Source organism: Polaribacter sp. BM10 (assembly GCF_002005425.1).
Classification (GTDB): Bacteria; Bacteroidota; Bacteroidia; order Flavobacteriales; family Flavobacteriaceae; genus Polaribacter; species Polaribacter marinaquae.
Map to the genome: position 1 here is coordinate 1,345,362 of NZ_CP019704.1, position 23,585 is coordinate 1,368,946.

General features: G+C 28.7%; 22 protein-coding genes. 14 read left to right on the top strand and 8 right to left on the bottom strand.

Going from position 1 to position 23,585, the window contains the following annotated elements; genetic code table 11:
- The first annotated feature begins 87 nt into the window (after positions 1-87).
- Positions 88-1,212, top strand: a complete 1,125-nt coding sequence (locus BXQ17_RS06065) for a VWA domain-containing protein (protein WP_077809759.1) — start codon at positions 88-90, stop codon at positions 1,210-1,212.
- 63 nt (positions 1,213-1,275) lie between these two features.
- Positions 1,276-2,742: a magnesium chelatase gene (locus BXQ17_RS06070; RefSeq protein ID WP_077809760.1), complete on the top strand. Its 1,467-nt coding sequence runs from the start codon at positions 1,276-1,278 to the stop codon at positions 2,740-2,742.
- Positions 2,743-2,771: 29 nt separating this feature from the next.
- Here BXQ17_RS06070 and BXQ17_RS06075 read toward each other — a convergent pair whose 3' ends face one another.
- The 6 genes from BXQ17_RS06075 to BXQ17_RS14685 form a co-directional block, all read right to left on the bottom strand.
- Positions 2,772-3,260, bottom strand: coding sequence for a YdeI/OmpD-associated family protein (locus BXQ17_RS06075; protein ID WP_077809761.1), 489 nt, complete (start codon positions 3,258-3,260; stop codon positions 2,772-2,774).
- A 1-nt stretch (position 3,261) separates the two neighbouring features.
- Complete coding sequence (locus tag BXQ17_RS06080; protein ID WP_077809762.1) at positions 3,262-3,843, bottom strand: YdeI family protein; 582 nt, start codon at positions 3,841-3,843, stop codon at positions 3,262-3,264.
- The gene (locus BXQ17_RS06085; protein ID WP_077809763.1) at positions 3,827-4,618 is read right to left on the bottom strand and encodes a M23 family metallopeptidase; all 792 of its coding nucleotides are present in this window, start codon (positions 4,616-4,618) and stop codon (positions 3,827-3,829) included. Before BXQ17_RS06085 ends, BXQ17_RS06080 begins: the two co-directional genes overlap by 17 nt.
- Position 4,619: 1 nt before the next feature.
- Entirely contained in the window at positions 4,620-5,948 is a 1,329-nt protein-coding gene (locus BXQ17_RS06090) for a M28 family peptidase (RefSeq protein WP_077809764.1), read from the bottom strand.
- Between the two features lie 118 nt (positions 5,949-6,066).
- A complete protein-coding gene (locus BXQ17_RS14680; RefSeq protein WP_368348374.1) occupies positions 6,067-6,693 on the bottom strand; it encodes a DUF2914 domain-containing protein in 627 nt (208 codons plus the stop codon).
- A 76-nt stretch (positions 6,694-6,769) separates the two neighbouring features.
- The gene (locus BXQ17_RS14685; RefSeq protein ID WP_368348375.1) at positions 6,770-7,189 is read right to left on the bottom strand and encodes a hypothetical protein; all 420 of its coding nucleotides are present in this window, start codon (positions 7,187-7,189) and stop codon (positions 6,770-6,772) included.
- Between the two features lie 148 nt (positions 7,190-7,337).
- Here BXQ17_RS14685 and yaaA point away from each other — a divergent pair, with 148 nt between their 5' ends.
- Both yaaA and BXQ17_RS06105 read left to right on the top strand, forming a co-directional pair.
- Positions 7,338-8,096: a peroxide stress protein YaaA gene (yaaA, locus tag BXQ17_RS06100; protein WP_077809765.1), complete on the top strand. Its 759-nt coding sequence runs from the start codon at positions 7,338-7,340 to the stop codon at positions 8,094-8,096.
- Complete coding sequence (locus tag BXQ17_RS06105) at positions 8,096-8,470, top strand: DUF2809 domain-containing protein (protein WP_077809766.1); 375 nt, start codon at positions 8,096-8,098, stop codon at positions 8,468-8,470. Before yaaA ends, BXQ17_RS06105 begins: the two co-directional genes overlap by 1 nt.
- Here BXQ17_RS06105 and BXQ17_RS06110 read toward each other — a convergent pair.
- Together BXQ17_RS06110 and BXQ17_RS06115 are read right to left on the bottom strand one after the other, a co-directional pair.
- On the bottom strand, positions 8,467-9,891 hold the full coding sequence (locus tag BXQ17_RS06110) for an L-serine ammonia-lyase (protein WP_077809767.1): 1,425 nt from the start codon (positions 9,889-9,891) through the stop codon (positions 8,467-8,469). The two genes, BXQ17_RS06105 and BXQ17_RS06110, sit on opposite strands and share 4 nt — an antisense overlap.
- 89 nt (positions 9,892-9,980) lie before the next feature.
- On the bottom strand, positions 9,981-10,322 hold the full coding sequence (locus tag BXQ17_RS06115) for a DUF2853 family protein (protein ID WP_077811369.1): 342 nt from the start codon (positions 10,320-10,322) through the stop codon (positions 9,981-9,983).
- 239 nt (positions 10,323-10,561) lie between these two features.
- Here BXQ17_RS06115 and dnaK point away from each other — a divergent pair, with 239 nt between their 5' ends.
- The 10 genes from dnaK (at position 10,562) to BXQ17_RS06165 (ending at position 23,514) form a co-directional block, all read left to right on the top strand.
- Complete coding sequence (gene dnaK, locus BXQ17_RS06120; RefSeq protein ID WP_077809768.1) at positions 10,562-12,469, top strand: molecular chaperone DnaK; 1,908 nt, start codon at positions 10,562-10,564, stop codon at positions 12,467-12,469.
- Between the two features lie 264 nt (positions 12,470-12,733).
- Positions 12,734-15,628, top strand: a complete 2,895-nt coding sequence (locus BXQ17_RS06125) for a sensor histidine kinase (RefSeq protein ID WP_077809769.1) — start codon at positions 12,734-12,736, stop codon at positions 15,626-15,628.
- 4 nt (positions 15,629-15,632) lie between these two features.
- Positions 15,633-16,385 carry a LytTR family DNA-binding domain-containing protein gene (locus BXQ17_RS06130; protein WP_077809770.1) on the top strand — a complete coding sequence of 251 codons (753 nt, stop codon included), beginning with the start codon at positions 15,633-15,635 and terminating at the stop codon, positions 16,383-16,385.
- Positions 16,386-16,499: 114 nt separating this feature from the next.
- Positions 16,500-19,064, top strand: coding sequence for a T9SS type A sorting domain-containing protein (locus BXQ17_RS06135; RefSeq protein ID WP_077809771.1), 2,565 nt, complete (start codon positions 16,500-16,502; stop codon positions 19,062-19,064).
- 92 nt (positions 19,065-19,156) lie between these two features.
- On the top strand, positions 19,157-20,044 hold the full coding sequence (locus tag BXQ17_RS06140) for a metallophosphoesterase (protein WP_077809772.1): 888 nt from the start codon (positions 19,157-19,159) through the stop codon (positions 20,042-20,044).
- Between the two features lie 6 nt (positions 20,045-20,050).
- Positions 20,051-20,575, top strand: coding sequence for a hypothetical protein (locus BXQ17_RS06145; RefSeq protein WP_077809773.1), 525 nt, complete (start codon positions 20,051-20,053; stop codon positions 20,573-20,575).
- A gap of 64 nt (positions 20,576-20,639) precedes the next feature.
- Positions 20,640-21,935 carry an NAD(P)/FAD-dependent oxidoreductase gene (locus tag BXQ17_RS06150; RefSeq protein ID WP_077809774.1) on the top strand — a complete coding sequence of 432 codons (1,296 nt, stop codon included), beginning with the start codon at positions 20,640-20,642 and terminating at the stop codon, positions 21,933-21,935.
- Positions 21,936-21,937: 2 nt separating this feature from the next.
- The gene (locus BXQ17_RS06155; protein ID WP_077809775.1) at positions 21,938-22,246 is read left to right on the top strand and encodes a hypothetical protein; all 309 of its coding nucleotides are present in this window, start codon (positions 21,938-21,940) and stop codon (positions 22,244-22,246) included.
- Position 22,247: 1 nt separating this feature from the next.
- Positions 22,248-22,619 (top strand): hypothetical protein, encoded by a 372-nt coding sequence (locus tag BXQ17_RS06160; protein ID WP_077809776.1) that lies wholly within the window; start codon positions 22,248-22,250, stop codon positions 22,617-22,619.
- Positions 22,597-23,514 carry a GyrI-like domain-containing protein gene (locus BXQ17_RS06165; protein ID WP_077809777.1) on the top strand — a complete coding sequence of 306 codons (918 nt, stop codon included), beginning with the start codon at positions 22,597-22,599 and terminating at the stop codon, positions 23,512-23,514. The genes BXQ17_RS06160 and BXQ17_RS06165 overlap by 23 nt, the downstream gene beginning before the upstream one ends.
- Positions 23,515-23,585 lie beyond the last annotated feature (71 nt).

Sequence of the window (23,585 nt, forward strand, 5' to 3'; positions counted from 1 at the left end):
TCTTTTTGTATTTTTGTAAAACAATAGGGTTTTTAAATTAACTTTTTAGAAAGATTTAAAATAACTAAATGTTGTATTTTTATTATGATGAAAAAAAATAAAATAAGAAAAGGATTTGTTTTTAAATCTTACGAAGCAGAAAACATCTCTCCTTTTGAAAAACTTTTCGAAATATTTAAAGAACTAATTACACATACTTCTGGTGATTTTGATGAAGCAATCGATTGGTTAAGATCTTTGGATGTAGAGTATAAATTAACCGATGAAAATTATACGATTGATGATTTTGTAGAAGACCTAAAAAAGAAAGGCTACATCAAAGAAGAAATCGATGGTAATGGAGTTGGCGGAACGAAAATTACTGCAAAAACAGAGCGTGCTATTAGACAACAAGCATTAAATCATATTTTTGGTAAAATTAAAAGAAGCGGTGCTGGTAATCATAAAAGTAAATCGCCAGGAATTGGAGATGAACATACAGGTGATTTTAGAGCATATCAATTTGGAGACTCCTTAGACAAGGTTTCTATGACAGAAAGTATTAGAAACGCACAAGTTAATAACGGAATTAACGATTTTAATCTAACAGAAAATGATTTAGTTGTAGAAGAAACGCTACATAAAAGCCAAATGAGTACTGTTTTAATGATAGACATTAGTCATTCTATGATATTATATGGCGAAGACCGAATTACGCCTGCAAAAAAAGTTGCCATGGCTTTGGCTGAATTAATTACAACAAGATACCCAAAAGACACTTTAGATATTATCGTTTTTGGTAACGATGCTTGGTCTATCAAAATTAAAGATTTACCATATTTACAAGTTGGTCCTTATCACACAAATACTGTTGCGGGTTTAAATTTGGCTATGGATTTGTTAAGAAGAAAAAGAAACACCAACAAACAAATATTTATGATTACAGACGGAAAACCAAGTTGCTTGCGTTTACCAGATGGTCAATATTATAAAAACAGTAATGGTTTAGATAAATACATTGTAAACAAATGTTATGCAATGGCACAACAAGCAAGAAAATTACACATTCCTATTACAACTTTCATGATTGCACAAGATCCGTATTTAATGCAATTTGTTAGAGCATTTACCCAAGCAAATCAAGGAAAAGCGTTTTATACCGGTTTAAAAGGTTTAGGAGAAATGATTTTTGAAGACTATGAAACCAATAGAAAAAAAAGAATTAAAGGATAAATAATACAAGTAGTAAAAATAGAACTATAAAATATTAATTACTACAAGTAAAAGAAAACTCAAATGAATATAAGCGGCATAAATACACTAGGAGATTTAAAAAAATCTGGATACGAATCGAAATCTATAAAAGATGAATTAAGAGAAAACCTCATCAGTAAAATGATGAATAAAGAAACCATATTTAAAGGTGTACATGGATATGAAAATACAGTAATACCAGAATTAGAAAGAGCTATTTTAAGTAAACATAACATCAATTTATTAGGTTTACGTGGTCAAGCAAAAACTAGATTGGCAAGATTGATGTTGACCTTGTTAGACGAATACATTCCGGTAGTAAAAGGTTCTGAAATTAATGATGATCCTTTAAACCCAATATCTAGAGTTGCAGTAGAATTAATCAAAGAAAAAGGAGATGACACACCTATTTTTTGGTTGCATAGAAACGAACGTTTTGCAGAAAAATTAGCAACACCAGATGTTACTGTAGCAGATATAATTGGTGATGTAGATCCTATTAAAGCTGCCAATTTAAAACTAAGTTATGCAGATGACAGAGTTATTCATTACGGAATGATACCAAGAGCAAACCGTTGTATTTTTGTAATTAATGAATTGCCAGATTTACAAGCTAGAATTCAGGTTGCTTTATTTAATATTTTACAAGAAGGAGATATTCAAATTCGTGGTTTTAAATTACGCTTGCCTCTAGATATGCAATTTGTATTTACTGCGAATCCAGAAGATTATACAAACAGAGGTAGTATTGTTACACCTTTAAAAGATAGAATTGGCTCTCAAATTCTTACACATTATCCTGCAGATATAGAAACAGCTAAAATAATTACTGCACAAGAAGCTAATAAAGTAGCATTACAAAAAGAGTTTATAGAAGTACCAGAACTAGCTAAAGATTTATTAGAGCAAATTGTTTTTGAAGCTAGAGATAGCGAATATATAGATGCTAAAAGTGGTGTAAGTGCAAGATTAAGTATTTCTGCATTCGAAAACTTATTAAGTACAGCAGAAAGAAGAGCCATTATATCTGGCGATTCGAAAACAATGATTCGTCTAAGTGATTTTGACGGAATTATACCTGCAATTACTGGTAAAGTAGAGTTGGTTTATGAAGGAGAACAGGAAGGTGCACACGTAGTTGCAGAGAAATTAATTAGAACTGCTATTAAAAATCTTTTTCCTGATTATTTTCCTGAAATTAAAAAATTAGAAAAACAAGAAGAAGAATCTCCTTATGATACTATTGTTTCTTGGTTTTTTAATATTGATACTGATTTTGAGTTATTAGATGATTATTCTGATAAACGATACAAAAAAGAGTTAGATAAAATAGAACCCTTGCAAAAATTAATTACAAAGTACCAACCAAACATGAATGATACAGATACTTATTTTATGAAAGAATTTGTTCTTTGGGCTTTGGTAGAGTATAAAAAATTAAGCAAACAACGTTTTACAGAAGGTACTCAATTTAAAGATCCTTACGGTAATTTTATTAGTGGTTTGTAAAAAAAGAAGCGATTTTTCGCTTCTTTTTTTTAATCTAACTTAAACATTTTAATTGGCTCATGATTTCCGCGCTTTAAATTTTCGCACATAATCAAAGATTTATCAATTTTTTGTTGACTCGTTTTATAACGAAGTACTCCATAGATTATACTTCTTTTTTTACCAGCTGTAAAACTTTCAAAAATTTGATTAGCATCAAAATCACTCATTAAAACCGCTTCTAGTTCTTCTGGCATTTCTACACCATATTTAGAAGTATCTTCAAAAAGTTGAATGTAAAACTCATCTCCTAAAGACACCCCCAATTCTTTTTGTTTCTGTTTACTAAGCATCATTTTATAATCCCCAGAAATTTTGTCTTTTTTTATTGCAGCGTAAAAATTAAGTTGAATATTTTTAAAAACTAATGCTACCTTAACACTATTCTTTAATTTGTCTACAAAGGGTTTATAAACCGAATTAGGTATAATTATGTTACGAATATTTGTGTGTACTAACTTAAGTTTTTCAGTTTGCATGTTACCAATTTCCTCTAGATTTAATATTTTTTTCGCAAAGAGATATTATTTCTGTAATTCTTTTTTCTTTAGTATTCTTTCTTTTTGCTTGGTTTAACCAATACAAAAAGCTTTTTCTATAACTTGGCGCAAAATTATTAAAGTTATCAAAAGCTGTTTTATTTTTATTAAACTCAATTTGTAAATCATCTGGAATAATACCTTTTTCAACTTCATCTAGAGCATTCCAAGAACCGTTTTTCTTTCCAATATCAATTATTTCTAAACCACTTTTATGCATTAAGTTATTAGAAATCAACTCTTTCACATGTTTTTTGTTTAAAGCACTCCAAACACTTTTAAGGTTTCGTTTACAAAAATATTGTCTTCTTTTTCCGTTTCCTAAGCTTTTAACAGTAGAATCTATCCAACCAAAACATATCGCTACTTTTACCGCTTCTTCCCACCGCATAGATGCTTCTTCATTTTCAACTTTATAAAAAATTAAATAAACACCTTGCTGTTTTTGATGATTATCTGCAAGCCAATTCCTCCACTCTACATCGTTTTTAAAATATAATTCTGGCTTAGTTGTTTTTAGCATACATACCTTTTTTATAATTAACAGAAGGAACACCGTTTAAGGTAAAAGGAATTGAAACCAAACCATTTTTTGTTGGCTTATAAATAGTGAAATGCAAATGTGGTTCTGAAGAAAAACCTGTATTGCCAGAATAACCAAAAATTTGTCCTTTTTTAATCGAATCACCTTTACTAACTAACACTCCATTTTTCTTAAAGTGCGCATATTGAACATAAGTACCATCATTATGCATAGCAAAAACAATGTTTGCTTTGTTTAAATATTTTTTACTTGTACCATTTTTTTCGAAATGATTTTTTACATCTACTACAATAGCGTCTCTAACTGCACATACTTCTTGACCAATATTCATCTTAAAATCTAATGCATATTTAGAAGTAATTTTATAATGTGAAAAACTACCAAAATTTCCTTGAAGTACTCTGTATCGTTTACCCTTTAAAAATGGCAATTGATAATTATAGAGTGTATCATAACTCTTTAAATTAGAAATACCATAATAACCATAAAATTTATAATGCTCTAATATATAATTGGTATCAACAACAGATTTATTGAATTTTAATAAGATTTTTTCACTCTTCTTATCAATATCTATAAATTGTTCTTTGGCAGCTCTATCTACTATTTTAATAAATATAGGAGAAACATTCTTATTTTGGGAAGTTACAAAAATTGAATCTGTAGTTAGATTGAATTTAATATAATTTGGTTTTTTATATGTTTCTGAACACGAGACCAATAAAAAACCAATAATTAAAATTCTAAAAATCACTTTATCTCCATATTTTATTAGGAAAAACTACAACACTTTCATGACCGTTCTCTCCTACTGCAGAAACACCAAAAAAGAAATTATCTATTACAATACCTTCTAAAGTAAACTCTGTTGTTTCTACATATCTAGAATGATTCCAAGTTGGTGAAGTTGTATCTCTCCAATAAATCTTGTAACCTTTAGCTCCGTCAACTTTACTCCATTTTAATTTTGCACTAGCTTGTACAATTCCTCCAATGGCAACTTCTTTAGGAGCTTCTGGTGCCCACGCTAAACTTGCTAAATTAATTGCATTTACAGCCGTTAATTTTTTAGCATACGGAAAATTAACATGCTCAAAAGTATCACCATAATTAATTCCGTTTTCGGTTCTAATATCTTGGTGCTGCTGTGTGTAATTTTCATGAGCTTCCATAATTCTAATTCCTGCAAAACCTAAATCGTTAAAAGGTCTATGATGCCCACCTCTACCAAATCTATCCAATCTATAAATCATCATCGGGTTCATTTCTGGCATATATGTTTTTACATTATTATGAATATATCTTGCCAACTGTCTAGAAATACCATCTACTTCACCACCATAAAAACGTCTCATTCTTCTTTGTCTTTCAGATTCATTTGCTGGTACTGGTTCAGAAAAAATTCTAAAAGATCTGTTATCAATTACTCCATCAACTCCTTCGATATTACCAATCATATCATTGTTTAAAATTCCGATAACATCCCAATTATTATCTTTTGCATATTTGGCTAAACCTGCACCTCCAAAAAGGCCTTGCTCTTCACCCGATAGACCAACATAAATAATACTACTTTCAAATTTATATTTACTTAAAACTCTTGCCGCTTCTATGGTTCCTGCCATTCCAGATGCGTTATCGTTTGCTCCGGGTGCATCCGTTGTAAAATCCATAGTATTACTAGCTCTCGAATCTATATCACCACTCATTATAACATATTTGTTTGGATATTTTGTTCCTTTTTGAACCGCAACAACGTTTACAACCCAAGCATCATGTGGCACTCTTCCGTTTCCTTTTTTGGTAACAAAATCTTTCTGATAAAACACATCAATACAATTGTTACAGTCTTTAGAAATAGATTCGAATTCAGATTTTATCCATCTTCTTGCAGCGCCAATACCACGTGTGTTAGAAATAGTATCAGAAAATGTATTTCGAGTACCAAATTCTGTTAACCTTTTAACATCAGCTTTAATTCTATCTGCAGAAACAGCATTAATAATATCGTAAATTTTTGCGTCTGTTTGTGCTGAAAGTGATACTGAAACAAACAATAATAATAGTATTGTAATTTTTTTCATGATTGATGTATTTAAGATTTAAAATGATTTTTTTAAATCTATAAAGTTGAATGAATTTGAATGATTTGTTAAAAATATGAATTTTTAAACAGATAGAAAATCTACAAATTATATTGCATTAAAATTCTCTAACTTTTAAGTTGGTTTTTTTAGAAGATTTACCTGTTTTTATGTTAAAATCTACGACACCTAAAACCAAATCTTCTTCTGTAATTACCTCTACCTTCCACATACCATCTTTTACGTTGTTTTTATAACTGTAGCCTCTATAACCATTATCTCTTCCGCCGGTTATTTCAAAGCCTATTTTATCGAGATTTTGCCAACTATCTAAAGTTTTATTATACCATTTCCATTGATGATATATTTTCTTTTTTAAATCTGTTGGTGCAAATATCGAAGTAAAAACATATACAGGTTTGTTTATAGTTCTATTGAAATCTATTTTATGATCTCGCCAAAAGATATACCAATTGTCTATTTCATAAGAAACTTTATAATTACCATTTTGTATTTGAATATTGTGTGCAACTACACCTTTATCTAATGCTAATGGCACAGGCGGAATTAATCTGAAATAATAAAAAGCATTTATAAGTATGTAAATACTAAAAATTAAACCAATCATCTTCCACTTTACCATTGCTACTCTTGTAGAGTAACTATTTTTATAAACTAAAATTATTAGTAAAAATGTAGATACAAGGCTTATTAAACCAGAAATAATAAATATTTCTGTGTTCATTTTTTTTAAAATTACCGGAATAAAAAAGCTCAAAAAAGTAAAATTCACAAAAAAATAAGCACCAAATTGCAAGTATTTATTTGAAACTCTTTTTTTTTAAAAATTCATTTGCAAACAATAAAAAAAGTAAAATGAGAAAAAAAGACGCTGTCTTAGATAAAGAAACACTTCTAGAAAAATAAATTACATACGCACTTGTTAATCCTCCTAAAAAAAACTGAATGGCTAAAGGTAAATACGTTTCATTTTTTCTAAAAAAAGTATTTTTCCATTTCTCACCATCAACCAAATTATAAATGTAAATACTAGCTGTCAAAAGCGTTATATAAGTGCATAGTATTACGATATCATAAACACGATCAATTCTACCAAGTGTTAAAGAATCCCAAGTAAAACCACCTATAAAGAAAAGTAAAGGCGCGTATTTTTGATGTCTTTTTATATACTGATAAAAACGAGACTTTTTGTACGTAATGTTTTTACTAATTCTTATCATTAAAAACTATAATTTTTATTAGTGAAGATAAATAAATTTTATCGATACAAATATCAGAATTTACTACTTATAATCTTTTAAATTTAACACAATCATTTGTACTTTTATCAAACAAAATTACAATTCTAATTTTTCAATTTTAAATAAAATGAAAATCATAATATCACCAGCAAAGTCTTTAGATTTTGAAACCAAAGCATCTACAGAAATCTTTACACAACCACGTTTTTTAGATAAATCTGAAAAATTGAGTAAAAAATTAAAATCGATTTCTAAAAATAAATTATCAGAATTAATGAAAATTTCTGATGATTTAGCTGCACTTAATTATGATAGAAACCAAGCTTGGAGTACTCCTTTCACAAAAGAAAATGCCAAACAAGCAATTTATTCTTTTACCGGAGCTGTTTTTCAAGGAATTGATGTAACAACTTTAAAAGAAGATAAAATACCCGTTTTACAAGATAAACTTAGAATTCTTTCTGGCTTGTATGGTTTATTAAAACCTTTAGATTTAATTCAACCATATCGTTTAGAAATGGGAACAAAATTAAAGGTAGGTAGAACAGAAAACTTATATAAGTTTTGGGATAATGACTTAGCAGATTCTCTTAATAACGAATTAACTGATGACGAACTACTTGTAAATTTAGCAAGCTCAGAGTATTTTAAGGCTTTACCTAAAAAAACATTAAAAGTACCAATGATAACACCTGTTTTTAAAGATTTTAAAAACGGACAGTATAAAACTATTATGACCTATGCCAAAAAAGCTCGTGGTTTAATGGTACGCTATATTATAGAAAACGATGTTGAAACTATAGACGATTTAAAAGGCTTTAATGTTGATAAATATCGTTTTTCTGAAGAAATGTCTTCTGGTAACGATTTGGTTTTTACAAGATAATGCAAATCATTAAAAAATATCTTATAATATTTTTACTGATACTTTTTATAGAGGTCTTTATTGCTTTATTTGTAAGAGATCAATTTATTAGACCTTTTATAGGCGATGTATTGGTAACCGTTTTACTGTTTGCTTTTTGTAGAATATTTTACAATGGTAACGCTTTAAAGTTAGCTCTTGGCGTTTTAATATTCTCATTTACCATAGAGTTTTTACAATATTTAAAATTGATAGAAATTCTTGGTTTACAAAATAACAAAATAGCAGTTACAGTTTTAGGCGCAACTTTCGATTGGTTAGATCTTTTAGCATATCTTTTAGGAGTTTTAATTTCTTATTTTATTGATAAAAAATTAAATACTCCTAAAAATTAACAATCTACCATTCTTACGGTTACAGCCAAACCACCTTCTGATGTTTCTTTGTAATTCTTATTCATGTCTTTCGCAGTTTCCCACATAGTATCGATCACTTTATCTAAATGTACTAAAGATTCTTTAGGATTGGTTTCTAGTGCAATTTCTGCTGCATGAATCGCTTTAATTGCGCCCATAGAATTACGTTCTATACAAGGCACTTGTACCAAACCAGCAATAGGATCGCAAGTTAAACCCAAATGGTGTTCCATTGCAATTTCTGCTGCTGATAAAGATTGAGCCGGTGTACCGCCTAACAATTCTGTTAATGCACCCGCAGCCATTGCAGAAGAAACACCAATTTCTGCTTGACAACCACCCATAGCTGCAGAAATCGTAGCATTTTTCTTAAAAATACTACCAATTTCGCCCGCAGTTAATAAGAATTGTTTAATTTGCTTAAAATCTGCTTCATGATTTTCAATAACCAAGTAATACATCAATACTGCCGGAATAACACCTGCACTTCCGTTTGTTGGTGCTGTAACCACCCTTCCTAAAGATGCATTTACTTCGTTAACAGATAATGCAAAACAGCTTACCCATTTTAAAATTTCTCTAAACTTAACTTCTGTACTTCGAATTGCCTTAATCCATTCTTGCGGATTTTTATAAGTTGCGTCTTTTATTAATTTTTGATGTGTACCAAAAGCTCTTCTCTTTACATTTAAACCACCGGGTAACGTACCTTCTGTATGACAACCAATATACATACACTCTAACATTGTATCCCAAATTCTAGACAATTCTGTGTCTATTTTTTCTGCGGAATTTATTTCTAATTCATTTTTAAAAACAATATCAGAAATTAATAAGTTTTCTTTTTCACAATATTCTTCTAACTGTATCGCTCTGTTTATTGGATACGGAAAATTCTTTTTATTAATTTCTATCTCTTCTTCTAAATGATCATTTTCTTGCACAATAAAGCCTCCACCAATAGAAAAATAAGTTTCAGTAGAAATTTCTTCATCTTTACAAAAACCTCGAAAAGTAACACCATTAGAATGAAAAGTTAAAAAATCTCTATTAAAAACTATAGAATCCTTGTAAAAAGGTATTGTTTTACCTCCTTTAAAATAAAGCTCTTCTTGTGTATTAATTCTATCAACAATAATAAAAACGTCTTCGATAGGTATATACTCTGGGTCTGCTTCACTTAAGCCTAATAAAATTGCCAAATCTGTAGCGTGCCCCTTACCTGTTAAAGATAAAGAACCGTACAAATCTACTTTTACAGCATCTAACTTCTCTAAAAGATTATGCTCTCTTAACGTTTTAACCCACTGTTCTGCAGCGCGCCAAGGACCTAAAGTATGTGAACTAGATGGGCCAACGCCAATCTTTAACATATCAAAAACACTAATAAATTGCGACATTCGTAAAAATGATTAATAAATATGCTGTAAATGTAAAAAATCCAACTCAATGAGTTGGATTTTTTTATATAATTTAAAAAGATATATTTCTACATTCCGTAAACAGACTCTTTATTAAATTCTTTAGCTAACATATAGTAAACAACTGCTCTGTATTTATTTCTTTCAGATTTACCTATTGCATCTACAACTTTAGCAATAGCTTCGTCCAATTTTGGTCCATCTTCTAAACCTAACTTCTTCATTAAGAAATTTTTCTTAACAGTTAATAATTCTTTTGCATCAGAACCAGACACAGTTTCTGCATCTCTTTTATAAATAGATGGCCCTAAACCTTTAGTTACTGCTTTTAATAAATCAGCATCATAACTTAGACCTTTTTCGTCCATAAACTTAGAATACTGTGCTACTTTCTCGTCAAATTTACTCATGATTTTTTCTTTATTTTTTAAAAAATTAATTGAACTATCCAAATATAAGGAATTTAAAATTGTATTCAAATATTCTTTGTGTTCAATAAATTAGACGCAATTTATGTCATAATGTCACATAAATAATGCGTTATTTTTTAAAAAAACTGACATTTCATAATAAATAACCAGTTGGCACACCCTTTGACTATAGTGTAAATGTAAAATTGAATTTAAAAAATTAATATAAAATAATTATTATGAGTAAAATAATTGGAATCGATTTAGGAACAACAAACTCTTGTGTTTCTGTAATGGAAGGAAATGAGCCAGTTGTAATTCCTAATGCTGAAGGAAAAAGAACTACACCATCTATTGTTGCCTTTGTAGAAGGAGGAGAACGTAAAATTGGTGACCCTGCAAAAAGACAGGCAGTAACAAACCCAACAAAAACAGTTTCTTCTATTAAACGTTTTATGGGTAATAAATTTTCTGAATCTTCTAACGAAGTTAAAAGAGTACCTTATAAAGTAGTAAAAGGAGATAATGATACACCTAGAGTAGATATTGATGGTCGTTTATATACACCTCAAGAAATTTCTGCAATGGTTCTTCAAAAAATGAAAAAAACTGCTGAAGATTATTTAGGATCTGATGTAACTTCTGCTGTTATTACAGTACCTGCATATTTTAACGATGCACAAAGACAAGCTACTAAAGAAGCAGGTGAAATTGCTGGTTTAAAAGTAGAAAGAATTATTAACGAGCCTACTGCAGCTGCTTTAGCTTATGGTATGGACAAAGCTAATGATGATAAAAAAATTGTTGTTTTTGATTTTGGTGGTGGTACACATGATGTTTCTATCTTAGAATTAGGAGACGGAGTTTTTGAAGTTTTAGCTACAGATGGTGATACGCACTTAGGTGGTGATGATGTTGATGCTAAAATTATCGATTGGTTAGCTGCAGAATTTAAAGCTGATGAAAACATGGATTTAACTACAGATCCTATGGCTTTACAACGTTTAAAAGAAGCTGCAGAAAAAGCGAAGATTGAATTATCTTCTTCTGCTTCAACAGAAATTAACTTACCTTATATTACTGCAACTGCAAGCGGTCCTAAACACTTAGTTAGAACTTTAAGCAGATCTAAATTTGAGCAGTTAATTGATGATTTAATTAAAAGAACTATTGAGCCATGTAAAACTGCATTAAAAAATGCTGATTTATCAACTTCTGAAATAGATGAAATTATTTTAGTTGGTGGTTCTACTAGAATACCTGCAATACAAGAAGCTGTAGAAAAATTCTTTGGAAAATCACCAAGTAAAGGAGTAAATCCAGATGAGGTTGTTTCTTTAGGTGCTGCAATACAAGGTGGAGTTTTATCTGGAGATGTTAAAGATGTATTATTATTAGATGTTACACCTTTATCTTTAGGTATCGAAACAATGGGGAATGTTTTCACTAAATTGATAGATGCAAACACAACTATTCCTACAAAAAAATCTCAAGTATTTTCTACTGCTGTAGACAACCAACCTTCTGTAGAAATTCACGTTTTACAAGGTGAAAGAGCAATGGCAGCAGACAACAATACAATTGGTCGTTTCCATTTAGATGGTTTACCACCAGCACAAAGAGGTGTACCTCAAATTGAAGTAACTTTTGATATTGATGCCAATGGTATTATTAAAGTTTCTGCTTTAGATAAAGGTACAAACAAATCTCATGAAATTAGAATCGAAGCTTCTTCTGGTTTATCTGAAGAAGAAATCGAAAAAATGAGACAAGATGCTGAAGCTAATGCTGAAGCTGATAAAGCCGCTAAAGAAACTGCGGAAAAAGTAAATGGAGCTGATTCTATGATCTTTCAAACAGAAAAGCAATTAAAAGAATTTGGTGATAAATTATCTGATGATAAAAAAGGACCAATTGAAGCTGCTTTAGTAGAATTAAAAGCTGCACACGAATCTAAAGACTTAGCACAAATTGATGCTGCTATGGAAAAAATAAATGAAGCTTGGAAAGTTGCCTCTGAAGAAATGTATGCTGCTGAACAAGCTGCAGGTGGCGCAGATGCAGGTGCACAACAAGGTCAACCAGAAGCTGGTAATGCAGATCAAGGTGACAATGTAGAAGATGTAGATTTCGAAGAAGTAAAGTAAGCAGATAACAAAATTTCATTAGAAATTTTAAGTAAATCGCTTTTGCTAATTTAATTTTAGCACTTATTCAAAAAAAGAAAATTATATTCTTTAAATATTTTAAAACGCAATCATTAATTTGATTGCGTTTTTTCTTTTCACAAACTTTAGATTCTTAAATAATTTAAAATAAATAACTACTCATTACAAGAAATAAACGCTTCACTAAAAAATTGAAAACTAAAATATTTAAATTAGTAAATTTATAACCAAATATAAATCCTATTGAAATTATTAAGAATTTTATATCTATTTCTTATTATTTGTAATGCTATTTCTAGTAACGCACAAGAACCAGTATCTATACATTTAACAGATAAAGATGGTTTACCAGACATAGAATTTTATTCTATGAAAGAAGATAAAGAAGGATTTATTTGGTTTGCATCTGATAAAGGATTGCATAGATATGATGGTAAAGTTTTTAAACAATTTTCTCATCCAGATAAAAAAGGTAGATCTCTATTTAACTTAAAAATTGGTCCAGAAGGAAGAGTTTGGTGTAATAATATTGCCGGCCAGTTTTTCTATGTAGAAAATAATAAACTTGTTTTATTTAATGATTATCAAAAAGAATTAAAAGGTCAACTGGCAGATTATATTTTTTTCAATAAAAAACTTTTAATAAGACAAAGAGACAACATTCTCTCTGTAAATATTAAAACAAAAGAAATCAAATCTATTTATAAAAATGCAAATACAACTAGTATTGGAATCACAATGCCTAATCAATATCTGTTTTTAAATAGAGATAATAATATTGTTTTACTAGATACTTTACTTAAAAAATCTAGTTTTAAATTAAAAACCAAAGAAAATATTACATTTTTCTCTCATTTTACAAAAGCAAACAATAAGGTGTTTATTGCTTTTAGAGACAATATATTAAACAGGTCTTTATTGGTTTCTGCAGATATAGACCATAAATCTACAACACAAATTAAACTTCCTAAAAAAATTAAAAACTCTAAAATTAGTAGGATTACAAATATCAATAATCAATTATACTTAGCAACAAATAAAGGAGTTTTTATCACGGAATCTCATCAAGGTAAATTAATTATTACAACTCATTTTTTAAAAGATAAAATGATAACAGATATTATTGAAGATAAAAATAATATCATTTGGGTTGCTACATTAAAAAACGGTGTTTTTGTAATACCTAATAAAAACTTAAAACAGTTTAATACTTTTAAAAACGTACAAATAATAGAGCAAAAAAATGATTCGATTTGTTATTTAGCTAAAAGAAATGGCGAATTATTAGAGTTAAATATTAAAACTAATAAACTACATAAAAATTTAATTATAGATGAAACACCCATACGAGCTTTAGATTATAATAAAAGCAACAATACACTTTTATACTTTTCCGATTATCAAAACTTGGTGTATTCTAATAATTATAGCAAGAAAAAAGAGGTAACTAAATTTGGATCTATAAAATCTGTTGCTTTTGTTAATGACACTACGTTTCTTATAAGTTCTTCATCAGGTACAAAAATTGTGAATCCTAAAAATAATTATACAATAAGTAATATTAGATCACACGAGTCTATTTATTCTGCAATAAATAAAAAAATATTTTTGGCAGATGTAGAAGGTTTAAAAGTGTATGATGAAAATTATTTAAAAGAACCAAATATTACCTACAAAAACAAACCTATTTATGGTTTTAATATTGTAGAAACAAACAATGGTTTAATATGGGTTGCTACTTACGATAACGGTATTTTAGGTATCAAAAACAATAAAGTTATTTATCATTTAAATGAAATTAATGGTCTGGCTTCTAATGACATTAATTGTATCACTGCAGATAATGAAAGTTTATGGATTTCTACAGATAAAGGTTTGCAATACTATAACAGTAACTTAAACGAAGTAAAAGTACTAACTAAGCAAGACGGTATAAATTCTTACAAAATTAAAGATTTAGAAATTTTAGGAGATTTTTTAATTTACACCAATAATCTTGGTGTTTATGGCTTTAATAAAACTAAAATTTTTAAACAAAAAGAACCACCTTCTATATATCTTACAAAGATTTCTATTCAAGAAAAACCAGTAGAAATTAAAAATAAATATGTTTTAGACCACAATAAAAGCAATGTTGATATTAGTTTTAACACCAAAGAATTTCAATCTGTAAAACACATTATTTACGAATACAAATTTGCAAAAGATAAAGATTGGACGATTTTAAGAGAAGAAGTAGATTTTGTTAAATTCATAAATTTGGCACCTGGTAATTATATCTTTCAATTACGTGCAAAAAACAAATTCAGTAAAAATTATTCGAAAACAATAGAACTAAATTTTGAAGTACTTGCCCCAATTTATCAAAGATGGTGGTTTATTTTAATAGGTTTCCTTTTAATTGTATTGCTAACGATTACTTATGTAAACACAAAAACAAAAAGGCTAAAAAGATTACAAGCAAAAGAATTAGAAAAAGAGAGAATTAGTAAAGCTTTGGTTTTTTCTCAATTAGAAAACCTTAGATCTCAAATGAATCCTCATTTTATATTCAACGCTTTAAATTCCATTCAGGATTACATCATTTTAAACGAAAAAAAATTAGCGAGACAGTATTTAGTTAAATTTTCTAGATTAATTAGAACCTATTTAGAACATAGTCAAGAAACAAATATCACTTTAGAAGAAGAAATAAAAGCTTTAAAACTCTATTTAGAATTAGAAAAAGATAGATTTAATAACGAACTTATTTTCACCATTTTTATAGATGATGAAATAAACACTAAAACAATATTTGTACCGTCTTTATTTATACAACCTTACGTAGAAAATGCCATAAAACATGGTTTATTACATAAAAAAGGTAGCAAAATTTTAAATTTAAATTTTTCACTAAATTCAACCAACAAAAAAATTATTTGTGTTGTTGATGATAACGGAATTGGCAGAAATGCTTCTGAGATTATAAAGAACAGAACTAAATTTCCTAAATCTTTTGCAACAAGAGCAAATCAAAAAAGAATAGATCTAATAAACTCTACAACAACAGAAAAAATAGAAATAGAAATTATAGATAAAGTAGCCGATGATAACAAACCAACGGGAACTAAAATAATTCTTACAATACCAATACAATAATTTTATGAAAGTTTTAATAATAGATGATGAAAGTCATGCTAGAAATGTTTTAGCTACATTACTAGAAGAAGAATGCAATGGTGTAGAAAATATTTATCAGGCTACTAATTTAAGCGAAGGTGTATCTATCATAAAATCAAAAAAACCTCAACTAATTTTATTAGATATAGAAATGCCACAACAATCTGGTTTAGAAATTTTAGATTATTTTAAAGGTGAACCTATAGATTTTAAGATAGTATTTACAACTGCCTACAATCAATATGCAATTGAGGCTTTTAAAACTTCTGCAGTAGATTATTTACTTAAACCCATAGATTCTGATGAGCTAAAATCTGCTGTAAATAAAGTAAAAGTAATATCAGAAAACTTATCGGTAAAAGATAAAATATTAACTTTAGAAAAATCTTTTCAGCAATTAGCACTTAATAAAATTGCGTTAGACTTACCTCGTGGTATTAAGTTTATATCGCATGACAAAATTTTATTTTTTGAAGCAGATGGTGTATACACTAAAGTACACTTGGTAAATGGATCATCAGAAACTATTTGTAAAACTTTAAAGCATTTTACAGATCAATTAGCAGACAAACCTCTTTTTTACAAACCACACCGTTCTTATTTAATTAATTTAAAATTTATGGACGAACTTATTAAAAAAGACGGAATACACATTGTTATGCAAAATAAAAGAACCATACCAATTGCTAGAGATAGAAAAGATGCATTCTTAAAAATGATTAACAATACATTTTAAACACTTTAATTTAAAATTACAGTTCACTAAATTTTTTAAACGGTTCACTAAATAATTTACTCTAACAACTAGTACTTTTTTCATTTTTACATCAACAAATTAAAAAAAGAAAAAATGAAATTAAAATTACTATTATTAGTGTTATTTGTAACGGTAACAACTTTTGGACAAAACTGGTCTCAAGTTGGTACAACACAATTTACCAACTTTGCTTCTGACGCCGTCATAGCAACAGACCCATCAACCGGTGAACCATATGTTGCTATTGTAGAACCTCTAAGTTCTAGCAAAATTTCTGTTAAAAAGTTTGATGGTACAAACTGGGTTTCTCAAGGAACTTTAGTTGGCGAAAATGCAATAAATATCGCTTTAGCCATTAATCCAATTAACAATCAACCTGTTGTTGCATATAGAGATACAACAGATTCTACTTTATACGCCTATACGTATGATGGAACAGCATGGTCTTTAATAATGAATTATAATGTTACGCTTAAAAACCATAAAGTTCAAATTCAAATTAACTCAGCAGGTGACATGCGATTTTCTGGACATGAAAGCAATGATAGGTTGGTTGTAGTTGAAAAGAAAATGTCGGGTCCAATTACTAAATATACTACTCCGAAATATTATGGTACCGAAAATAAATTTGATTTTAATGCTTTTAACAAATACTACATTGCAAATAGAGTCTATCAAACTAGAAGTGAATGGGAAATTCATAAAATATCAGTAGATAGATATGGTATAACAGATTTTACGATAAGACCACGTTCTTACGGTGGAGGAACAGAAATCACTTTAAAAAATATTTCTGGAATTTCTGATAATGATTTTGTTGCCGCCTTTGATGTATCTGCAAGATATAACAGCACTACAGGTATAACAGAACCTGCTAATGAGGTTGTAATTTACAATAATACAACAGAGGTAAAAAGAATTGGTGCAGTAAATGAAATTGTTCAATTCAGAAAAAACTTTGTAAATAATCAATTATATGTTATGTATGCAGAAAAAAATTCTGCTGATATTGCTTTTCAGAGTTATAATTCTATCACAGATAGCTGGTCTAATTTACCAACAACTAGTATTGATAGTAATAGTAGCCCTAACTTCTTTATAAACATGGCTATCGATAAAATAGATGGTTCTATTTATGTAGTATATTTAGATGGTTCTAAAGCTTCCGTTAAGAAATTTACAATAATTAAACCTGCTAATCAATCTATAATATATGTAGATAAAAACTCGCCGAATGTAAGTGGAAACGGTAGCTCTTGGGCAAATGCAAACCCTAGTTTACAAAGTGCTTTACAAAATATTACCAGTTTAACTGAAGAAATTTGGGTTGCAAAAGGCACATATTATGCAAGTACAACAGACAGAAGTGAATCTTTTAACATTATATCTAATAATAACTTAAAACTATATGGTGGTTTTGATGGATCTGAAACCTCTATTTCTGAAAGAGATATTGCAAGTAATCCAACAATATTATCTGGCGATTTAAATAATGATGATTCTGGTGCATTGGCATTTAACAATACTACAATGGCAGAAAACACTTACAACATTGTAAAAGTAAGTGCAGAAGATGTATTATTAGATGGTTTTACAATTACAAATGCAAATGCAAATGGTAGTACACAAAATGAACAAGAAGGAAGCGCTATAACGCTTTTACCAACTGTAAAAAACTTTGTACTTAATAATAGCATTATTTCTAATAACATCAACAAAAGAGCTGGAAGTATTAAAAGTATAGATCCTTCGGCTAACGTATCAATATTATTTTCAAATTCAATTTTTAAAAATAATTTAGCAGCATTTGCAAATGCATTGTATAGCAGAACTCTTTCTGGAAAAATATTAAATTTTACCAGTGTAAATATGTTATATGATAGCAATATAATAGATAATGTAAACGGCTCTGGTGTATTTTGGTTTAGAAATGATCATGGTGCATGTACAGTAAATGCAAAATTTATAAATGATACTTTTGTGAATAATACAGGTAATAGAGTGCCTTCTGCCGGTAATGACTTACCTGTTATAACCGTTGGGCAAACCAAAGGAGTTATAAAAACAGATATTTCTAACAGTATTTTTTGGAACAATACAGATGGTAATGGCAATATTGTACCTGCTTTGGGTAGAAACGGAAATGATGCATACCCAGATATTACAAATATGTTAGTAAGTAATAGTTTAGATTCAGATGGTTTTTCTAAAGTTACATATAAACAAAACATTATAACTTCAGACCCGTTATTTACTAGTGCAACAGATTTTAGTTTACAAGCAAATTCTCCTGCCATAAACATGGGTGATAATTCTAAAGTACCTGCAGATATTAATGCAGATATACTTGGCAATACAAGAATATTTGATACCACTGTAGATTTAGGAGCTTATGAGTTTGGCGCATCTGCAGTAGCAGGTTTAAGCGATATTAATAAAATAGCGTTTTCTGTATATCCTAATCCAACAGTAAATGTTTTAAACATCAAGTTAAATAAAGATATCAAATTAGCAGAAATCTACAACTTACAAGGGCAAAAAGTACTTTTTAGCAAACTAAAAACAATAAATACTAGCAAACTTAGTACCGGAATTTACCTTTTAAAAATAACAACAACAGATAATAATATTGGTTTAAAGAGATTTGTAAAAGAATAAAATCCCCAAAAAAAAGAAAAAGATACTAAAACGCAATCATTAATTTGATTGCGTTTTTTTGTAATGTGATATATTTGTAAAAACATATTCTAATGAAAAAAATAGTTTTCTTTTTAATTTCAATAATCAGTATTGTTTCTTGTAAAAAAGAAGAAAATACTAACTTTAAAATTGGTATAATTTCAGACTGCCAATATTGCCATTGCGACGTAAAATGGGATCGCTATTACAAAAAATCACCTACAAGATTAAAAGAAGCAGTACAAACTTTAAATAAAGACACTTTAAGTTACACAATTCATTTAGGAGATTTTATAGACAAAGATTTTAAGAGTTTAGATAGTGTTTTACCAACTTGGCATAAATTAAAATCAGAAACATATCATGTTTTAGGAAATCATGACTTTGAAGTAAAAGATTCTTTGAAAAAAGAAGTAATTAAAAAATTAAATTTAAAAAACAGATATTACAGTATCGTAAAAAACGGTTGGCGTTTTATTGTTTTAGATGGTAATGATTTAAGTTTTTTTGGGGCTCTTTCTAAGGATAAAAAAAGACAAACTGACTCAATTTTTAATTTACTAAAGGATAAAAACCTGCCTTTTGTACAAAAATGGAATGGTGCATTAAGCTTGAAACAATTAAGTTGGATTAAGAATGAATTAGATATTGCAACAGAAAATAATGAGAAAGTTGGTTTTTACTGTCACTTTCCTATCTATCCAATCGATCAACATAATATCTGGAACAGAGAACAATTCTTAGCACTAATTAAGCCTTATACCAATGTTAAATTTTTCTTTAACGGACATAATCATGCCGGAGCATATGAATTAAAAGACAACGTGCATTATTTAACCTTTAAAGGTATGGTAGATACAGAAAACGAATCTGCCTTTGCAAATGTAGAATTTAAAAAAGATACGATTATTGTAAACGGTTTTTACAGAGAACCTTCTAGAAAACTAGTAATTAAATAATTACGATTGAAAAACTACAACAAAACAAATTTTTTTAAACATACTTTTTGTGAATTTACACAAATTGATAATTTTGATTTTCCAGAAAGTACAATCTATGTAAGCAAATCTAATAGTATGTATTTCTATACAAGTGAAGGAGTTTACAGAAAATCAAACCATTGGGGAAGAGTTGCCAATTGCAGATGGAAATTAATTGCATATAAAAATTATAAAAATCAGAATACAGTAACTGCTTTTGCAAAATGGAGCAGCTTCTACCCTATTAATTCATTAGAAAAAAACTTTTATATTGAAGCTGATTTTGATGAAAAAACAGCTAAAATCAACCCTAAAAAAGAAAACACAACCAATTATTTATTTTCTTTTTCTGAAGCTCAAAAAAGAATCAAACAAATAACTCATTTATTTAAAGATGATAAATGGGCTAAATATTTTGAAGATGATGTCGAAATTATTAGAAAGAACATTATTTCAGAGTTTATAAATTCTGATAAAACATTGCAAGAAATAAAAATAAGATTCAAATAAGAAATCATCTGTTTTCTGTAAATTTGTCTTTCTCAATATAAAATCAAAAAGTTTTAACATCAATATGAACATACCACAAACTAGTTTTCCAAGAGTTGTAATTATTGGTGGCGGTTTTGCAGGTTTAGCTGCAGCAAAAGGATTAGAAAAGCAAGAATTGCAAGTTGTGTTAATAGACAAGCATAATTATCATACTTTTCAACCTTTGCTATATCAAGTAGCAACAGGTGGTTTAGAGCCAGATTCTATTGCTTTTCCGTTAAGAAAACGTTTTAATGATGTAGATAATTTCTATTTTAGATTAGCAGAAGTAGATAAAATAAATACTGATACAAATACGATAGAAACCTCTATTGGAAATTTAGAATACGACGAACTAATAATTGCAACAGGTTCTACAACCAATTTTTTTGGAAACACAAACATCCAAAAATATGCCATGGAAATGAAATCTGTACCTCAATCTTTAAATATTAGAAGTTTAATTTTAGAAAACTTTGAAGAAGCACTTTTAACTTCTAATTACGAAGAAAGAAAAGCTTTAATGAATTTTGTAATTGTTGGTGGCGGGCCAACAGGTGTTGAGTTAGCTGGTGCTTTGGCAGAAATGAAAAAAGGAATTTTACCTAAAGATTATCCAGATTTAGACATTCGCCAAATGCAAATAAATTTAATACAAAGTTCTGGTGAAATTTTAAAAGGAATGAGCGCACAAGCTTCTGAAAAAGCAGAAGATTTTTTAATAAAATTAGGCGTTAATGTTTGGAAAAATTTACGTGTATTAGATTACGATGGTAAAACTGTAACCACAAACGGAGAAGATCATTTTAAAGCAGAAACCGTAATTTGGGCTGCTGGTGTAAAAGGACAAACTATTGATGGTTTAGAAGCAGAATGCGTAATAGAAAGAGCCGCAAGAATTAAGGTAAACGAGTACAGTCAGGTTTTAAAGCATGCAAATATCTATGCGATTGGAGATGTTGCTTGTATGTCGAACGAAAAAAATCCGTACGGGCATCCTATGATGGCGCAACCTGCAATACAGCAAGGTAAATTAGTTGCCAAAAATATCATTGCAAAATTGTTTAATAAAGAGTTAAAACCATTTGTTTATAATGACAAAGGTTCGATGGCTACGATTGGGAGAAACAAAGCAGTTGTAGATTTACCAAAATGGAAATTTCAAGGAATTTTTGCTTGGTTCGTTTGGATGTTTGTTCACCTTTTTTCTTTAATTGGTTTTAGAAACAGAGCTATTGTGTTTTTAAATTGGGTTTATAATTATATACGTTTCGATAGAGAAACTCGTTTAATAATAAGACCTTTTAAAAAGAAAAACTTTTACTCTTTTAAAGATTAATTATGGCTTCTAAAAGAATCGTAAAATGCCCTAATTGTGGTGTATTTAATACAAACAGAGAGTACTGTAAAAATTGTAACACCTTAATTTCTCATCAAAAAAAGAGAGAATTAAAAAAACAAGCAGTTGAGCAGCAAGAAATAGAAAAAGTAATTTACGCAAAAGAGAATCCTAATTTAGCAGAAAGGCTTAAAAATCATTCTAATATTTTTTATAGAATATTCGGTTGGATTTTATATTCTGTAATTACAATTGTTAGTTTAATTGGCGCTGGTTTAGCTTGGTTAATAGCAATGGTTGCTGCTGGTTAACATGAAAAAGCTATTATTTTATTATTTTATCTTCTCTTTAATTACAGGTACAACTGTTTATTTTTTACAATATTTTTCTGTACCATTACCAAGAATTATTCGATATTATTTAAATGATTTTTTAATAATACCAATTGTTTTATACAGTTGTTTGGTTGTGCTAAAATGGTCTAGGAATGATAAAAATTTCACTTTAAGTTTAGCAATAATTTTATATTTATGTACGCTATATAGTGTATTGTTCGAGTTTGTTTTTCCTAAGTATTTAGCAAGATACACCAAAGATTTTATAGATATTATTCTTTATTTTATCAGCGGAATTACGTTTTATATTCTTCAAAAAATACAACATGAATTCAGCAAAAATAGCTAACCATAATATTGCTCGATTAAATAAAGCAATTGTATTTATAGAAAATAATTTATCAGAAAAACTGTCTTTAGATATTATTTCTAAAGAAGTATATTCTTCGCCTTTTCATTTTCACAGGTTATTTAAGATTGTGGTTGGCGAGACTTTACAAAATTTTATAATGAGATGTCGAATTGAAAAAGCAGCTTCAATTTTAATTCATCAAAAAGAAAAAAGCATTACCGATATTGCCACAATAGTTGGTTTTGAGAGTTTATCTTCCTTCTCTAAATCTTTTAAAAATTTTTACGGAATTTCTCCGAAAAAATTTAAAACCGAAACTTTAGAAAAGTTTATTAAAATATCTAAAACAGAAAGCAAGATTGGTAAAATTACTGTAACATTTGAACAATATATTTACAACCTTAACAATACTATAAATTGGTTAAAAATGAAAACATCTCCAGAAATAAAAAAAACACCAAGATTAGATTTAGCGTATATTTCTTATAAAGGTAAAATGGAAACCATTGGCAGTGTTTATAATAGATTGGTAAAATGGGCAACACCAAAAGGATTGATAAATGAAAAAACTAGAATGGTAACAATTTATCATGATAGTCCTAAAATTACAGATCCAAATAATCTTAGAATGAGTGCGTGCATAGTTTTAAATGATCCGATTGATTTAGATGGAGAAATTGACCTTAGAATTTTAAGTCCAACAAAATGTATTGTTTCTAGGTTAGAAATTACGCCACATCAATTTCAGCAAGCTTGGGAAGCATCATTTGCATTTATGGTGAAAAACGGTTACAAAAAATCGAATGTAGATCCTTTTGAAATCTATTATAATAATGCTGCAGAGCATCCAGAGAACAAGTTTATTGTAGATTTATGTATTCCTATCAAATAATTTTACAATTCGTCTTTTAAAAATTACAACTCGGTACTTGTTTTTATTTTTAAGATTGATATGGTTTCATC

Coding starts and splice junctions, on each gene's coding strand:
- BXQ17_RS06160 (WP_077809776.1), top strand. CDS start 22,248: ATGAAAAAGCTATTATTTTATTATTTTATCTTCTCTTTAATTACAGGT.
- BXQ17_RS06150 (WP_077809774.1), top strand. CDS start 20,640: ATGAACATACCACAAACTAGTTTTCCAAGAGTTGTAATTATTGGTGGC.
- BXQ17_RS06110 (WP_077809767.1), bottom strand. CDS start 9,891: ATGTCGCAATTTATTAGTGTTTTTGATATGTTAAAGATTGGCGTTGGC.
- BXQ17_RS06130 (WP_077809770.1), top strand. CDS start 15,633: ATGAAAGTTTTAATAATAGATGATGAAAGTCATGCTAGAAATGTTTTA.
- BXQ17_RS14680 (WP_368348374.1), bottom strand. CDS start 6,693: ATGAACACAGAAATATTTATTATTTCTGGTTTAATAAGCCTTGTATCT.
- dnaK (WP_077809768.1), top strand. CDS start 10,562: ATGAGTAAAATAATTGGAATCGATTTAGGAACAACAAACTCTTGTGTT.
- BXQ17_RS06155 (WP_077809775.1), top strand. CDS start 21,938: ATGGCTTCTAAAAGAATCGTAAAATGCCCTAATTGTGGTGTATTTAAT.
- BXQ17_RS06105 (WP_077809766.1), top strand. CDS start 8,096: ATGCAAATCATTAAAAAATATCTTATAATATTTTTACTGATACTTTTT.
- BXQ17_RS06065 (WP_077809759.1), top strand. CDS start 88: ATGAAAAAAAATAAAATAAGAAAAGGATTTGTTTTTAAATCTTACGAA.
- BXQ17_RS06080 (WP_077809762.1), bottom strand. CDS start 3,843: ATGCTAAAAACAACTAAGCCAGAATTATATTTTAAAAACGATGTAGAG.
- BXQ17_RS06115 (WP_077811369.1), bottom strand. CDS start 10,322: ATGAGTAAATTTGACGAGAAAGTAGCACAGTATTCTAAGTTTATGGAC.
- BXQ17_RS06135 (WP_077809771.1), top strand. CDS start 16,500: ATGAAATTAAAATTACTATTATTAGTGTTATTTGTAACGGTAACAACT.
- yaaA (WP_077809765.1), top strand. CDS start 7,338: ATGAAAATCATAATATCACCAGCAAAGTCTTTAGATTTTGAAACCAAA.
- BXQ17_RS06090 (WP_077809764.1), bottom strand. CDS start 5,948: ATGAAAAAAATTACAATACTATTATTATTGTTTGTTTCAGTATCACTT.
- BXQ17_RS14685 (WP_368348375.1), bottom strand. CDS start 7,189: ATGATAAGAATTAGTAAAAACATTACGTACAAAAAGTCTCGTTTTTAT.
- BXQ17_RS06165 (WP_077809777.1), top strand. CDS start 22,597: ATGAATTCAGCAAAAATAGCTAACCATAATATTGCTCGATTAAATAAA.
- BXQ17_RS06140 (WP_077809772.1), top strand. CDS start 19,157: ATGAAAAAAATAGTTTTCTTTTTAATTTCAATAATCAGTATTGTTTCT.
- BXQ17_RS06075 (WP_077809761.1), bottom strand. CDS start 3,260: ATGCAAACTGAAAAACTTAAGTTAGTACACACAAATATTCGTAACATA.
- BXQ17_RS06070 (WP_077809760.1), top strand. CDS start 1,276: ATGAATATAAGCGGCATAAATACACTAGGAGATTTAAAAAAATCTGGA.